The sequence below is a fragment of the Streptomyces sp. NPDC054887 genome (assembly GCF_053610585.1).
Genome location: NZ_JBSGYQ010000006.1, coordinates 135,632 through 151,005, shown reverse-complemented (window position 1 = coordinate 151,005; position 15,374 = coordinate 135,632). Strand labels below are relative to the sequence as shown.

Below are 15,374 nucleotides of genomic sequence, written 5' to 3'. Positions count from 1 at the left end.
AGCCGCCCGAGTCGGCGCCCGCTTCAGCCCCGGTCCCGCCCGCACCGCGCCAGGAGCCGTCCGAGCCGGCGCCCGCTTCACCTCCGGTCCCGCCCGCACCGCACCGCCAGGAGCCGTCCGAGCCGGGGCGCGCCGCCTCGGAGTCGCAGCGACCGGCGCCGCCGGGCTCCGCGCCGCAGGCACCGCCCGTCCCGCCCGCGCCGCCCGGGCCCGCGCCCTCCGTCGCCGCACCCCGCCGTGCCCCCTGGGAGGCGCCGGAAGTGTCCCAACCACCGTCCAGCGCAAGTGAGTCGGCGGACACGCCGCCGGAGGGCCGTCGGACCAGACTGCCCCGCGCCCCCTGGCGCGCCGCGCGCTCCACCCCGTCCGTACCGCCGCAGCCCGCACGCCCGACGGACCGGAGCCCGGCCGCCCGCACGTCCCCCGCACCGGCCTCCCCGTACGCCGACCCGTCGCCGGAGACGACGGGCAGAACGGACGGCGACGCCGCACCCGGCCCGCGCGGCGGCGCGGGGCCGGCGCCCGAGAGCGGCGCCCGGCGCCCGGCCGCCCGGGTCGCGTTCGTAGGTGACCGGCCGCCCACCTACGACGCCGAACCCACCGCCCTGCCCGCCGCCGACCCGCACGAACTCGACACGCTCGTGGCCGACACCGTGCTCGACGGCGCCCGCTACGGCTCGTTCACCCTGCGCGCCGCCTCCGTCCGCGGCGACTCCGCGCGCTACCGGGGAGAACCCCGCCGCGACTCCCTGCTCACCGCCCGCTTCGGCCGCGGCGAGGACGCCCTCGTCCTGGTCGCGGTGGCCGGCGGGGCGCGCGCCGCCGAGAGCGCGCACCTGGCCGGCGCCGACGCCTGCCGCTGGATCGGCGAAGCCGTGGGCCGCAGCCACGCCCGCCTCGCCGACGACATACGGGCGGGCCGCAGGGGCGACCTCAAGTCCGGCCTCCACCGGCTGACCGACCGCGGCTACGGCAAGCTGCGCGCCCGCGCGTCCGAACTCGGACTCGACCCGGGCGCCTACACGGTGAGCCTGCGCTGCCTGCTCCTGCCCGCCGACCCCCGGTGCCGCACCCGCGTCTTCTTCGGCATCGGCGGCGGGGGCCTGTTCCGGCTGCGCGGCGGCGTCTGGCAGGACATCGAACCCGCCGTCCCGGAGCCCGCCGCCGTCATCGGCGCACCCGTCGTGGGTTTCGGCTCGCCGCCCTCCGACGGCCCGGGCGCGGTCCCCGCCGAGACGCCCGAGGGCGACCGCCTCACCATGGACCTGGGCATCACGACGCCCCCGTCGCCGTACGTGGAAAGCGCCCCGCCGCCGAGCGAGCCCTTCCGCTTCCGGGCCTCCGTCGCCCGGCCGGGTGACACCCTGCTGCTGTGCAGCGGCGGCCTCGCCGACCCCCTGCGCGGCGAGCCGGCCCTGGCCAAGGAACTCGCCGAACGGTGGGCCACCGCCGAACCGCCCGGCCTCGCGGACTTCCTCGCCGACACCGGCCTGCGGGTGAAGGGGTACGCCGACGACCGTACGGCGGCGGCCGTCTGGGAGGCGTAACGGCGTACCCCGTGGGTTGATGGAAGCGGCACCGCACGGCGCGCGGCACCGTGCGCGACCGGCCGACCGTCTCCCGAAAGGCGCGCGCACCCCATGGCCAAGCAGAAGGTGGCGGAGCAGTTCGTCGACATCCTCGTGAAGGCGGGCGTGCAACGCCTCTACGGTGTCGTCGGCGACAGCCTCAACCCGGTCGTCGACGCCGTCCGCCGCACCCCCGGCATCGACTGGATCCAGGTCAGGCACGAGGAGGTGGCGGCCTTCGCCGCCGGCGCCGAGGCCCAGGTCACCGGGCGGCTCACCGCCTGCGCGGGCTCCTGCGGCCCGGGCAACCTGCACCTGATCAACGGCCTGTACGACGCGCACCGCTCCATGGCCCCGGTGCTCGCCCTCGCCTCGCAGATCCCGTCGGGCGAGATCGGTCTCGGCTACTTCCAGGAGACCCACCCCGACCGGCTGTTCCGCGAATGCAGCCACTACTGCGAACTGATCTCCAGTCCCCGGCAGATGCCGCGCGTGCTTCAGACCGCGATCCAGAACGCCGTCGGCCGCAGCGGCGTCAGTGTGGTCGCCCTGCCCGGTGACGTGGCGTCCGAACCGGTGCCGGAGCGCGCCGGCGAACACGCGCTCGTCACCTCGCGCCCCGTCGTGCGCCCCGGGGAGGCGGAGCTGGAGAAACTCACCCGCATGGTCGACGAGGCCGAGCGGATCACGCTGTTCTGCGGCAGTGGAACGGCGGGCGCCCACCCGCAGGTCATGCGGTTCGCCGAGCGCGTGAAGTCGCCCGTCGGACACGCGCTGCGCGGCAAGCAGTGGATCCAGTACGACAACCCGTACGACGTGGGCATGAGCGGGCTCCTCGGCTACGGCGCGGCGTACGAGGCCACCCACGAGTGCGACCTGCTGATCCTGCTCGGCACCGACTTCCCGTACTACGACTTCCTGCCCAACGGCGGCGACGTGAAGATCGTCCAGGTCGACGTGCGGCCCGAACGCCTCGGCCGGCGGTCCAAGCTGGACCTCGCCGTCTGGGGCGACGTGCGCGAGACGCTGACCTGCCTGACGCCGCGCGTGCGGGCCAAGTCCGACCGCAGGTTCCTCGACCGGATGCTGAAGAAGCACGCCGACGCGCTGGAGGGCGTGGTCAAGGCGTACACCCGCAAGGTCGACAAGCGGGTGCCGATCCACCCCGAGTACGTCGCCTCGGTCCTCGACGAACTGGCCGACGACGACGCGCTGTTCACGGTCGACACGGGAATGAACAACGTCTGGGCGGCGCGCTACATCACCCCCAACGGGCGCCGCGGCATCATCGGATCCTTCACCCACGGCTCGATGGCCAACGCCATGCCGCAGGCGATCGGGGCGCAGTTCACCGACCCGGACCGCCAGGTGATCGCGATGTCGGGCGACGGCGGCTTCAGCATGCTGATGGGCGACTTCCTCACCCTGGTGCAGTACGGCCTGCCGGTGAAGGTCGTCGTCTTCAACAACTCCTCACTCGGCATGGTGGAACTGGAGATGCTGGTCGACGGCCTGCCGTCGTTCGGCACGGCGAACAAGAACCCGGACTTCGCGGCCGTCGCGCGGGCCTGCGGGGCGTACGGCGTGCGGGTGGAGAAGCCCAAGCAGCTCGCGGGGGCCCTCAAGGACGCCTTCAAGCACAAGGGGCCGGCGCTCGTGGACGTCGTCACCGACCCGAACGCCCTGTCCATTCCTCCGAAGATCCGCGCCGAGATGGTGAGCGGCTTCGCCCTGTCGGCGAGCAAGATGGTGCTGGACGGCGGGGTCGGGCGGATGCTCCAGATGGCCCGCTCGAACCTGCGCAATGTGCCGAGGCCGTAGGTCCGTACGAGTGGAACGAGGGGCCGGGGCGGGGCGGCGGCGGCGTGTCGCGGAAGGTCTCACGGGGAGCGACTGCTATTCACCTCAGCCAGCGAAAGGGCCTGTGACGCGCATGTTCCCGCGCATGTCTTTCCCCCGCCGCTTCCGCCGCGGCCGTATCTCCGCCGCCGCGGCGGCCGCCGTCGTCATCGCCACCCCCGCCGCGATCGCCGTGCTCCCCGACGCGTTCACCTCGGTCCTGGGCTCCCCGCCCGGCCCGGCGGCCCACAAGGCGCCCTCGGCCGAGGCGGGCGCCCCCGCGCCCGGCACCCCGATCAGGGCGGGCCTGCTGAGGCTGGACCTGGGCGCCGCTTCGGGACCCGCCGGGCAGGGCGTCGCCGTCGCCCCCGTCGGCGGCGCGGTCCAGCCGGCGCAGGACGCGGTCGGTCTCAGGACCCGCGCGGGCAGCAGGTTCGCGCACGGGGGCGGCAGGCTGACGAGCGGCAAGGTCCTCCTCGACGGCGGCGTACGGCTGTCGAAGGGCGACCGGGCGGTCGTCATCGTCAGGGACTTCGCCGTCGACCTCCACACGCGCGTCGTCACGGCCACGGTGGGGACGGGCCGGCCGGGAACGCGCCTCGGCGTGCTGACCGGCACCACCACCCGCCTCCTCCCGCGCGCGACGCCCGAGGAGGCGAACATCGCGATCGGCGGACGGCTGGTGCTCGACAAGTCGGCGGGGGAACGGATCGACGCCGGGCTGCGGACGGCGGCCTTCGGCGGCTCCGCCGCGGGCACGGCCGTCGACGCGACGTTCGAGGCAGGAGCCGACCTGGACGTCGGCCTCGCGCACGCGCTGGACCTGGACGACGAACTGGGCCTGGAGCCCCGCCGCGACCGGTAGTACGGGCGCACCACCGGCCGGGGGACATCGGGTACGGCGAACACGGCAGCCGTCGGTCATCGGATCGGCCGACGGCCCTCGGAGGCGTGCATCCACACAGATCCGGACATGCCCCCAACATCCGTTGATTGACCGCTGAACATGAGTGCCGTCGAGCGTGCGGGGCATGCATCCCGTGAACCAGTTCGAGAGGAAGGGTCGATCCGGCGTGCGGGTGGGGGTTATGACAGGGCAACAGGCGGGCGGACGCGGTGCCGCCGCGCGAGGGCCGGTGGGTACGGCGGGGGAGGAGAGGACGGACGGCGAGGGGGCTCTCATTCAGCTGCGGCGCAGACTCGGGCACGCGGATCTCACAGCGGTCCCGGAGATACGGCGCGCTCTGCGCGAACTCCTGCGGCACCGGGGGGCGCAGACCTGTACAGACGTCGCCGAGCTCCTGACCACCGAGCTGGTCACCAATGCCCTGATCCACACGGAGCACGACGCCGAGATCACGGCCACCGTCGCCGCCTCCCGGCTCCGGGTCGAGGTGCGGGACTTCGCCCGTGACCATCCCCAACTGCGCTTACCGGTCGCCGACGACGGTACGCACGGCCGGGGCCTCGTCCTGGTGCAGGCGCTCGCGGACGCGTGGGGTGTGCAGGCGCAGGGCGTAGGGAAGTCGGTCTGGTTCGAACTCGACGTGGACGGTGGCGGACCGGGGTGATCCCCCGATCCGCCGCCGTTCTCACGAGGACGCCGCTCAGCCGAACTGCTGCTCAAGATCCTTGAGTTTGCGTTCCAGCGAATCGAGCCGTGGCAGCGCCTGCGTGTCGTCCTCGGCGGTGAGGTCGACGGTCGTCACCGTCTCAGAACCTCTCACGGCCTGAAGGGAGGGCCTTTGTCGAAGCGGCAGTTGTCCGGGTTCCGGTATGGCGGGCTCCGCGACCGCTTGCTGCGGTGCGGAGCCCGGAGCCAGTGCTGACACCTCGACGACCTGCCGGCCGCCGCGCCCGCGCCCCCAGGCCCGGTGCTGCCGGTTGATGGCCTTCAGCTGGGCGCGTTCCAGCTTCTGGTGGTCCCGTCGGCGGATACGGTTCTGCTCCTTCTCGCGTACGTCCTCCCGTACTTCCTCGACTGCCTCGTCCAGCGTGCGCACGCCTTCGAGGAGCATCAGCGACCACGCGCCGAAGGTCTCCCGGGGCGCCCTCAGCCACCGTACGATCCGGATCTGCGGCAGTGGCCGGGGCACGAGGCCCTGCTCGCGCAGGGCCGCCCGGCGGGTCTGCTTCAGCGCCCGGTCGAACAGCACGGCGGCCGAGAGCGACATCCCGGCGAAGAACTGCGGGGCCCCGGCGTGTCCAAGACCCCGGGGGGCGTGGACCCAGTTGAACCAGGCGGCCGCGCCGGCGAACGTCCACACCAGCAGGCGCGAACCCAGTGCCGCGTCACCGTGGCTGGCCTCGCGCACGGCGAGCACCGAGCAGAACATGGCGGCGCCGTCGAGGCCGAACGGTACGAGGTACTCCCAGCCGCCGGAGAGGTTGAGGTTCTGCCGGCCGAAGCCGACCAGGCCGTGGAAGGAGAGTGCGGCGGCGACGGCGGCGCAGCAGAAGAGCAGCAGGTACGAGGCGATCCCGTAGATCGCTTCCTTCCGCCTGCGCCGTTCCTCCGTGCGTTCCCAGGAGTCGTCGGCTGCGGCCTTGCCACCGGCGCGCTTGCCGCGCGCGAGCACCGCAACCGCCGCCAGGACCCCCGCGAGCATCACGCCACCCGGAAGCAGCCAGTCCAGCGATATGTCGGTCAGTCTCATGCGGTGTCCCTTGCATCGCGGTAGGCGTTCGGGCGCCATATTGGCGGAAGCCAAGTGGCCCGAAGAGGCTTTCGGTGCAAGAGAACGCCAAGGGGGTGCCAGGGCGCGCGAATAGGTACGAATTGGTCGAACCACCGTACGGTGCAAGGCTGTTAAGTTCGATTTAAGCCACCCGATCGGGTGGCGTGCCGTCAGACGGCGGCGACCGAGGACGCGGCGGCGGCTTCCTCGCTCAGCTTCCGGACACGCTCGGCGTCGCACGTGCGCGGGCACGTCACGCAGGTGTCCTCGGGGCGCAGCGTGTAGAAGAGGCAGCAGCTCGCGCGGTCGCGGGTCGGCAGCGCCTCGCCGTTCGGGCCGGTCAGGTCGCGGAAGCCGGCCGTCCCGGCGTACGGCTTGGTCGTGCCCGGCAGCAGCTCCTCCAGCTCCCGCATCGCGCGCCGCTCCTCGCCGAGCAGGTGCGCGATGTACCAGAGCCCTTCCACGATCTCGTCCGTCGCCATGCCCCACAGCGCCCGCTTGCCGCGCCGCATGCGCGGGCCGAAGCCGTCGAGCACGGGGCCGAGGTGCTGGGCGACGGCGTCCCGCACCTCGCCGCGCAGCGCCTCGGCGTCCGGTACGACGCGCGCGCCGGGCAGGGCGGCGGCGGGGTCGCCCGGCAGGCAGGCGAACTCCCGCACCCGTACGGTCATGCGCCCCAGCGTCCGCTGGAAGGCGACGTCCTCCACGGGCACGCGCGGCACCCGGCGGTGCAGGAACCACGGCACGGTGACCAGCAGGCAGGCGGGCCAGGCGTAGCGGTGGAGCCCGAAACTGGCGACGACGTCGGGCCTGGCCTGCTGACCGTAGTCCCGCAGCACCTGGGCGTTGTCCCAGGCCAGGAAGGCGTCGAGGGCCGCGCCGCCGGCCGCGAGCTCCGCGGCCCCGACCCAGCCGCCGCCGCGCGGCGCCTGCTCCCCGTCCGCGAGTTCGGTCACACGCAGTCCGGCGAAGACCTCGGTGAGGCGGTCGTAGGAGGCCGCGACGGGAGAGGCGGCGACGGCGGGGAACAGTGCGGGCACGGTCATGCAGGGGACCACCGAATCGCGATCGTTTGCAGGTAAGGCTTACCTTACCCGATCAATCCGATGTTTGAACTGTGACCGCGCCCCCCTATCGTGCTCGGGGGACACGGCACCGGAGGAACCATGGAGCAGCAGGGCAGACCGCGCGACGCGGCGTACGGGCACGCGCCCGCCGCGCAGGCGCCGCCTCCCGTGCCCGTTCCGGAACAGGCGCGCGGCGAGCACACCCACGGTGAGCCCCCGGCCCCCCGGGCCGTCCGGCGCCACTCCGTACGCGGCCAGATCCTCGACGCCCTGCGCTGCGCTCTGGTCAGCGGCGAGCTGGCGCCCGGCGAGGTCTACTCCGGCCCGGCCCTCGGCGCCCGCTTCGGCGTCTCCGCCACCCCGGTGCGCGAGGCCATGCAGCAGCTGGCACTGGAGGGCGCGGTGGAGGTTGTGCCGAACCGCGGCTTCCGGGTCACGGTCCGCAGCGCGACGGAACTCGCCGAGCTCGCGGAGGTACGGGCGCTGATCGAGGTCCCCGTCATGCTGCGGCTGGCCCGCACGGTCCCGGCGGGCCGCTGGTGCGCGCTGCGGCCCCTGGCCGAGGCCACCACGGCGGCCGCGGCCACGGGCGACCGGGCGGCGTACGCCGAATCGGACCGCGCCTTCCACCGCGCGGTCCTCTCCCTCGCGGGCAACCACCAGCTCGTCGTCGTCGCGGACGACCTCCACCGCCGGTCCCAGTGGCCCCTGCCGACGGGAGACCCGCTGGGCCGCCGGGCCGACCTCCTCGCGGACGCGGCCGAGCACCTCGCCCTGCTGGACGCCCTGGCGGCGCAGGACCTCACGGTGGTGCAGTCCCTCGTCCGCGAGCACTTCGCGGGCGCCGACCGCTGAGCGCGACGGCGGGCGTCCCGGGCCGCTGAGCGCGCCGCGCCGCCGCCGCCGGACCGGGCCGGGTGTCTCAGGCCGCCGCGGTCGGCGCGAGCTGGGCCGCCAGCCAGGTCGGTACGCCGTCCAGCAGGCGGAACAGCCGGCCCGCCTCGGCGCGCAGGCGTGTCGCCTCCGGCTCCGGTTCGGCGTCGGCCAGGGCCGCGAGGGCCGGGGCCGTACCGACCAGGTAGCCCAGCTCCTCCCGTATCCGCAGGGACTCCGCGAAGCCGTGCCGGGCGTCCGCCAACTCGCCCTCCCGCAGGGAGAGTCCGGCCAGGTGCCGCCACGTGAACGACAGCAGCAGCGTCTCGCCGTGCGCCGTCGCGCCCGCGTGCGCGCGGCGGTAGGCGGCGCGGGCCGACTGCGGCGAGTCGGCGATGTGCTCGGCGACCAGGCCCCGGCGGAAGTCCAGCAGCGCACGCCCCGGCGCGTCGGGGGCCAGCAGCGCCGCCGCCCTGCCGAGCGCGGAGCGCGCCTCGTCCGCGCGGTCGCGGGCCCCGAGCACCGTCGACGCGTACGCCAGCTGGCCGCGCTCGCACGCCGCCGCGCCCCGCTCGTCGTCGGTCCTGGCCACCGCCTCCGCCGTACGCAGGGCGTCCTCCGCCTCCGCCCAGCCGTGTTCCGTGAAGAGGCAGCGCTCCACGAGCAGCGACGCCCGCTGGAGCGCGACCGCCGGTCTCGGGCCGTCGTCCCCATGCGGTTCCAGCAGGGCCGCGGCGTCGGTCCAGCAGCCGCGCGAGCGCAGCCGCCATACCGCGGTCTGGAGTGGGCTTCCGTCCCCTGCCGTCGTACCAGAACCAGACATGGCGGGATGCGCCACATTGCCCTCCCCGAGCAGCACGTCATTGAGCTGTGAGTGATGGAGCCGTGATCGGTCGAACCGTGATTGTCGCTCGTGCCCAGTGGGCGAATCTCAGCACGGATTGGCACTCCGGGCCAAGACCTCTGGTGAACGAATTCACAATCGCCCCCGTCGGGGCAGGCCCCTGCCGGGGACCACGGCCCGGGCGGGGTCGCCCCAACCGTCGCGGGGGGCGCCTTCGGTACCACCGCCCGGGGGAGGCCCGCCCGGTGGACCGTCATACGTGCGGGTGACCCCGGCCGGCGTCGCGGCGGCGTGCGCGGCTCGGCGGCGCCCCCGCCCGGCGTGCGGCTCCCCGGCTCCGGCTCCGGTGAGCTCCCTGGCCGGAAATGATCCCTGCCCGGCACCGCCGATGAGCCCCCGCCGTCCGTGCTAGCTCATCCTCAGAGCGAGGAAGAAGTCCAGCTTGTCCTCCAGACGCGACAGGTCACGACCCGTCAGTTGCTCGATCCGGCCCACCCGGTAGCGCAGGGTGTTCACGTGCAGATGCAGCCGGGCCGCGCAGCGCGTCCACGAACCGTCGCAGTCGAGGAACGCCTCGAGGGTGGGGATGAGTTCCGCCCGGTGGCGCCGGTCGTAGTCCCGGAGCGGATCGAGCAGGCGCGCGGTGAACGCCCGGCGCACGTCGTCCGGCACGAACGGCAGCAGCAGCACGTGGGACGCCAGCTCGTGGTGGCCCGCCGCGCAGACCCGGCCGGGCCGGGCGGCCGCCACCCGGCGGGCGTGCCGGGCCTCCTCCAGCGCCCCGCGCAACCCCTCGGCCGAGTGCACGGCGGCGCTGACACCCAGTGTCAGCCGCCCGTCGTCGGCGAGGCCGCCGGACAGCGGCTCGCGCACGGCCTCCAGGAGCACGTCGGCGTGCAGTCCCGTACGGGCGGCCGGAGCGGGGCCGTCCTCGGCGCTCTCGCCGTCGCCGTCCGCCGTCACCGCCGGCAGCGGTACGAGCGCGATCGCCTCGTCGCCCGCGTGGGCCACCGCGATGCGGTCCGAGGAGTCGGATCCGGCCACCGCCGGGTCGATCAGTATTTCCTCCAACAGCGTCTGGGCCACGGGCCCGGCCTGGATGGCGGCGGCCGAGCCGGCCGGCCCGCCGGCCGCGCCAGGACCGGCTTCCAGCCAGTCGACCCGCGCCACGACGACCTGCCAGTGCGGCGCCGAGCCCAGGCCCGGCAGCAGCACCGGCGCGGCCACCCGCAGGCGGGCGGCGATCTCGGCGGGGGCGGCGCCCGTCTGCACCAGCTCCAGGACCTCCTGGGCGAGGCGGCGGCGGACCGTGCGCGCCGCGTCGCGCCGGTCGCGTTCGACGGCGATCAGCTGCGTCACTCCTTGCAGCAGGTCCAAACGGGCGGCGGGCCAGTCGCCCGCGTCCGCCTCCACCGCCAGCAGCCAGTCCGACAGCACGCTCTCGCGCACGTCGCGGGAGGCGGCCACGGCGGCGCGCCCGCCGCTCCTGATCGGGAAGAGCGAGTACGTCGTGCCGTGCACGGCGGCCCGGTGCGGCGCCCGGCGCCCCGTACGGCTCGCGGCCAGGTGCTCGCCCGCGAGGACGGGCCCCACGGCCGGCGGCAGCGGATCGCCCGCGCCCGCGATCTGCCGTCCGGTGGGCGAGAGCACCCAGGCGCGCAGGTCCAGGTCGGACGTCAGCAGGTCGAGGACCACCTCGGGGCCGCCGCCCGTCGGCCCGGAGGTCATCAGCCTGCGGTGCCGGTCGACGACCGCCGCCAGGTCGCCGGCCCGCTCGCCGGACACCTGGCGCACCACGTGCTCGGTGATGGTCGCGAAGGCGACGGCCTCGCTGACCGCGAAGAGCGGCAGCCGGTGGCGTACGCAGGCCTCGACCAGGTCGCCCGGGATCGCGCCGAGCTCGGCCTCGCCCGCCGCGAGGCCGACGACGCCCGCGCTCGCCAGGATGCGCACGAACGGTTCGGAGTCGTGGGCGTCCCGCCGCCAGGCCAGGCCGGTGAGCACCAGCTCACCGCCGGACAGATAGCGGCTGGGGTCCCGCAGGTCGGTGGTCATCACACCGCGCACGGTGCGGTCCAGTTCGTCCTCGCCGCCGAGCAGCCGCAGGCCCAGCGCGTCGGTTTCGAGCAGTGCGCGCAGCCGCATGGGTGTTCGCCGCCGATCTGTCTCTTGGTGTGGATGGATGGTGGGGGCGGATCAAGCACGGGTGCTTGTTGTTTCCGGAGGAAAGCGTTGAGGCAACTGAGCTTCGCCTTTCGTTCGAATCTACAAGACGTGAGCGGCCACCAGCCAACTCCTTCATGGTTTCGGTGACTGCACCAGGCGGAGCCCCGGCGGTGTACTTGGGCCAAGCCACGTGAACAGCAGATGAACGCCCCAGAGCGACGCGGACCGGCTCAGAAGAACCAGGTCGACAGCAGGCGGTTGGCCGTCTCCAGCCCCAGCGATACGCGAACCACCCGATTGAGAAGAAGAGAGCCTCATGGACTTCCTTCGCCCCGCCAGCTGGGAGGAGGCGCTCGCCGCCAAGGCCGAGCACCCCACGGCTGTACCCATCGCGGGCGGCACAGATGTCATGGTCGAGATCAACTTCGACCACCGCCGCCCCGAGTACCTCCTGGACCTGAACCGCATCGGCGAACTGCGCGAGTGGGAGGTCGGGGAGGAGACGGTGCAGCTCGGTGCCTCCGTCCCGTACACCCAGATCATGGACCACCTCCGGGCGGAACTGCCGGGCCTCGCGCTCGCCGCCCACACCGTCGGGTCGCCCCAGATCCGCAACCGCGGCTCCGTCGGCGGAAACCTCGGCGCCGCCTCCCCGGCCGGTGACTCGCACCCGGCCCTGCTGTCCGCGGGCGCCGAGGTCGAGGCGGAGTCGGTGCGCGGCACGCGCCTCATCCCGGTCGAGGAGTTCTACACCGGGGTGAAGCGCAACGCGCTGGAGCCGGACGAGCTGATCAAGCGCGTCCACATCAAGAAGGCCGACGGCCCCCAGCAGTTCTCCAAGGTGGGCACCCGCAACGCCATGGTCATCGCGGTCTGCGCCTTCGGCATCGCGCTGCACCCCGAGACGCGCACGGTCAAGACGGGCATCGGTTCGGCCGCCCCGACCCCGCTGCGCGCCCGCGCCGCCGAGGACTTCCTGAACGCCGCGCTCGAAGAGGGCGGGTTCTGGGAGAGCGGGAAGATCATCACCCCCTCGATCGCCAAGCAGTTCGCGGAGCTGGCCTCCGGCGCCTGCAACCCGATCGACGACGTGCGCGGCACCGCGAAGTACCGCCGCCACGCGGTCGGGATCATGGCCCGCCGCACGCTGGGCTGGACCTGGGAGCAGTACCGCGGCACCGGCCGCACGCTTGAAGGAGCTGCATAGCAATGCGCGTCAATTTCACGGTCAACGGCCGTAAGCAGGAAGCGGACGACGTCTGGGAGGGCGAGAGCCTGCTCTACGTCCTGCGCGAGCGCATGGGCCTGCCCGGCTCCAAGAACGCGTGCGAGCAGGGCGAGTGCGGCTCCTGTACGGTCCGCCTCGACGGCGTCCCCGTCTGCGCCTGCCTCGTCGCCGCCGGCCAGGTCGAGGGCCGCGAGGTCGTCACGGTCGAGGGCCTCGCCGACTTCGCCAAGCAGCGCGAAGAGGGCTGCGCGAGCGGCGCCTGCGGCGGCGGTACGTCGCTCCAGGCGGCCCAGCAGTGGCAGGCCAAGGGGACCGACTCGCAGACCGGCGAGGGCACGGAGCTGGCCCCGATCCAGCAGGCGTTCATCGACGCCGGTGCCGTGCAGTGCGGTTTCTGCACCCCGGGTCTGCTGGTCGCGGCCGACGAGCTCCTGGAGCGCAACGCCGAGCCGTCCGACTCGGACATCCGCGAGGCGCTCTCGGGCAACCTGTGCCGCTGCACCGGTTACGAGAAGATCCTGGACGCGGTGCGCCTGGCGGCCGCCCGCCAGGACCGCCAGGGACTCCAGGAAGGCGCGGTCTGATCATGGGCGTCACAGGCACCCCCACCAGCATCAACCAGGGGTCGAAGACCAAGGGCGGCATCGGCGAGTCGACGCTGCGCCCCGACGGCACCCTGAAGGTCACCGGCGAGTTCGCGTACTCCTCGGACATGTGGCACGAGGACATGCTCTGGGGCTACACGCTCCGCTCGACCACGGCGCACGCCGAGATCCGGTCGATCGACACGTCCGAGGCGCTCGCCATGTCCGGCGTCTACGCCGTGCTGACGTACGAGGACCTCCCGACGGACGTCAAGAACTACGGCCTGGAGATCCAGGACACCCCGGTCCTCGCCCACGGCAAGGTCCGCCACCACGGCGAGCCGGTCGCCATCGTCGCCGCCGACCACCCGGAGACGGCGCGCCGCGCCGCCGCCAAGATCAAGGTCGACTACGTCGAACTGCCCGTCATCACCGACGAGGCCTCGGCCACCGCGCCCGACGCGCTGCTGATCCACGAGGGCCGCGACGACCACCACATCGGTCACGTCCCGCACCCGAACATCGTGCACCGCCAGCCGATCGTCCGCGGCAACGCCGACGAGGCCGCCAAGCGGGCCGACGTCATCGTCTCCGGCGAGTACGTCTTCGGCATGCAGGACCAGGCGTTCCTCGGCCCCGAGTCCGGCATGGCCGTACCCGGCGAGGACGGCGGCGTGGACCTGTACGTCGCCACCCAGTGGCTGCACTCGGACCTCAAGCAGATCGCCCCCGTCCTCGGCCTGCCCGAGGAGAAGGTCCGCATGACGCTCTCCGGCGTCGGCGGCGCCTTCGGCGGCCGCGAGGACATCTCGATGCAGATCCACGCGTGCCTGCTCGCCCTGCGCACCGGCAAGCCGGTCAAGATCGTCTACAACCGGTTCGAGTCCTTCTTCGGCCACGTGCACCGCCACCCGGCGAAGCTCTGGTACGAGCACGGCGCGACCAAGGACGGCAAGCTCACGCACATGAAGTGCCGGATCGTCCTGGACGGCGGCGCCTACGCGTCGGCCTCCCCGGCGGTCGTCGGCAACGCCTCGTCGCTGAGCGCCGGCCCGTACGTCATCGACAACGTCGACATCGAGGCCATCGCGCTCTACACGAACAACCCGCCCTGCGGCGCCATGCGCGGCTTCGGCGCGGTCCAGGCGTGCTTCGCGTACGAGGCGCAGATGGACAAGCTCGCGGCGAAGCTCGACATGGACCCGGTGGAGTTCCGCAGGCTCAACGCCATGGAGCAGGGCACGCTCCTGCCCACCGGCCAGCCGTGCGACTCGCCGGCGCCCGTCGCCGAGCTGCTGCGCCGCGTCAAGGCCATGCCGCTGCCGCCCGAGCAGCAGTGGCTGGCCGCCGGCGAGCAGGCCGACGTACGCGCCCTGCCCGGCGGTCTGTCGAACACCACGCACGGCGAAGGCGTCGTACGCGGTGTCGGCTACGCGGTCGGCATCAAGAACGTCGGCTTCTCCGAGGGCTTCGACGACTACTCCACCGCCCGTGTGCGGATGGAGGTCATCAACGGCGAGCCGGTCGCCACCGTGCACACCGCGATGGCGGAGGTCGGCCAGGGCGGCGTCACCGTCCACGCGCAGATCGCCCGTACCGAGCTGGGCGTCGCACAGGTGACCATCAACCCGGCCGACACCCAGGTCGGATCGGCGGGCTCCACGTCCGCGTCCCGCCAGACCTACGTCACGGGCGGCGCGGTCAAGAACACCTGCGAGAACGTCCGCGAGAAGGTCCTGGAGATCGGCCGCGCGAAGTTCGGCTCCTACCACCCCGCCTGGGCCACCGCCGAGCTGCTGCTCGAAGGCGGCAAGGTCGTCACCGACGGCGGCGAGGTGCTGGCCGACCTGGTCGACGTACTGGAGGACGAGGCGGTCGACCTGGAGCTGGAGTGGCGCCACCGGCCCACCGAGGCGTTCGACCTGCGGACCGGACAGGGCAACGGCCACGTCCAGTACTCGTTCGCCGCGCACCGCGCGGTCGTCGAGGTGGACACCGAGCTCGGCCTGGTGAAGGTCATCGAGCTGGCCTGCGCGCAGGACGTCGGCAAGGCGCTCAACCCGCTGTCCGTCGTCGGCCAGATCCAGGGTGGCACCACCCAGGGCCTGGGCGTCGCGGTCATGGAGGAGATCATCGTCGACCCGAAGACCGCGAAGGTGCGCAACCCCTCCTTCACGGACTACCTGATCCCCACCATCCTCGACACGCCGACCATCCCCGTCGACGTGCTCGAACTGGCCGATGAACACGCGCCGTACGGTCTGCGCGGCATCGGCGAGGCCCCCACACTCTCGTCGACCCCGGCCGTCCTCGCGGCGATCCGGAACGCGACGGGTCTGGAACTCAACAGGACGCCGGTGCGGCCCGAGCACCTCACCGGTACCTGATCCCCACCGAGTTCCACCGCATGCTCCCCGGGCGGTGCCGTGCCTCCAAGGAACGTCACACTTCCCCGCCCGACACCGCCCGGGGCCTTCCAAACACCGCACCGCTCGCGGTCAAAGCACCATCGGTTCCCCAACCGCTC

The 15,374-nt window shown here is 73.3% G+C and carries 11 protein-coding genes and 1 pseudogene; 8 read left to right on the top strand and 4 right to left on the bottom strand.

Annotated features, from left to right (window positions below):
* Positions 1 to 74: 74 nt before the first annotated feature.
* The 4 genes and pseudogenes from ACWGH0_RS05580 to ACWGH0_RS05565 form a co-directional block, all read left to right on the top strand.
* A pseudogene (locus ACWGH0_RS05580) lies at positions 75 to 1,547 on the top strand (protein phosphatase 2C domain-containing protein); the annotation flags it as partial.
* Between the two features lie 93 nt (positions 1,548 to 1,640).
* On the top strand, positions 1,641 to 3,389 hold the full coding sequence (locus ACWGH0_RS05575; protein ID WP_453402838.1) for a pyruvate dehydrogenase: 1,749 nt from the start codon (positions 1,641 to 1,643) through the stop codon (positions 3,387 to 3,389).
* A gap of 124 nt (positions 3,390 to 3,513) precedes the next feature.
* A complete protein-coding gene (locus ACWGH0_RS05570) occupies positions 3,514 to 4,272 on the top strand; it encodes a hypothetical protein (protein ID WP_453402837.1) in 759 nt (252 codons plus the stop codon).
* Between the two features lie 223 nt (positions 4,273 to 4,495).
* The gene (locus ACWGH0_RS05565) at positions 4,496 to 4,978 is read left to right on the top strand and encodes an ATP-binding protein (RefSeq protein ID WP_453402836.1); all 483 of its coding nucleotides are present in this window, start codon (positions 4,496 to 4,498) and stop codon (positions 4,976 to 4,978) included.
* Positions 4,979 to 5,014: 36 nt separating this feature from the next.
* Here ACWGH0_RS05565 and ACWGH0_RS05560 read toward each other — a convergent pair whose 3' ends face one another.
* A complete protein-coding gene (locus tag ACWGH0_RS05560) occupies positions 5,015 to 6,064 on the bottom strand; it encodes a DUF2637 domain-containing protein (RefSeq protein ID WP_453402835.1) in 1,050 nt (349 codons plus the stop codon).
* Between the two features lie 191 nt (positions 6,065 to 6,255).
* On the bottom strand, positions 6,256 to 7,131 hold the full coding sequence (locus ACWGH0_RS05555) for a (2Fe-2S)-binding protein (protein WP_453402834.1): 876 nt from the start codon (positions 7,129 to 7,131) through the stop codon (positions 6,256 to 6,258).
* 120 nt (positions 7,132 to 7,251) lie between these two features.
* On the opposite strand from ACWGH0_RS05555, the gene ACWGH0_RS05550 reads away from it, so the two are divergent.
* Positions 7,252 to 8,007: a GntR family transcriptional regulator gene (locus ACWGH0_RS05550; RefSeq protein ID WP_453402833.1), complete on the top strand. Its 756-nt coding sequence runs from the start codon at positions 7,252 to 7,254 to the stop codon at positions 8,005 to 8,007.
* Positions 8,008 to 8,074: 67 nt separating this feature from the next.
* On the opposite strand, the gene ACWGH0_RS05545 is transcribed toward ACWGH0_RS05550, so the two are convergent.
* Positions 8,075 to 8,848 (bottom strand): hypothetical protein, encoded by a 774-nt coding sequence (locus tag ACWGH0_RS05545; protein ID WP_453402832.1) that lies wholly within the window; start codon positions 8,846 to 8,848, stop codon positions 8,075 to 8,077.
* Between the two features lie 429 nt (positions 8,849 to 9,277).
* A complete protein-coding gene (locus ACWGH0_RS05540; RefSeq protein ID WP_453402831.1) occupies positions 9,278 to 11,014 on the bottom strand; it encodes a PucR family transcriptional regulator in 1,737 nt (578 codons plus the stop codon).
* Positions 11,015 to 11,351: 337 nt separating this feature from the next.
* On the opposite strand from ACWGH0_RS05540, the gene ACWGH0_RS05535 reads away from it, so the two are divergent.
* The 3 genes from ACWGH0_RS05535 to ACWGH0_RS05525 are packed head-to-tail and all read left to right on the top strand — an operon-like array spanning position 11,352 to position 15,234.
* Entirely contained in the window at positions 11,352 to 12,242 is an 891-nt protein-coding gene (locus ACWGH0_RS05535) for an FAD binding domain-containing protein (RefSeq protein WP_453402830.1), read from the top strand.
* A 2-nt stretch (positions 12,243 to 12,244) separates the two neighbouring features.
* Positions 12,245 to 12,847, top strand: a complete 603-nt coding sequence (locus tag ACWGH0_RS05530; protein ID WP_453402829.1) for a (2Fe-2S)-binding protein — start codon at positions 12,245 to 12,247, stop codon at positions 12,845 to 12,847.
* Between the two features lie 2 nt (positions 12,848 to 12,849).
* Positions 12,850 to 15,234: a xanthine dehydrogenase family protein molybdopterin-binding subunit gene (locus ACWGH0_RS05525; RefSeq protein ID WP_453402828.1), complete on the top strand. Its 2,385-nt coding sequence runs from the start codon at positions 12,850 to 12,852 to the stop codon at positions 15,232 to 15,234.
* Positions 15,235 to 15,374 lie beyond the last annotated feature (140 nt).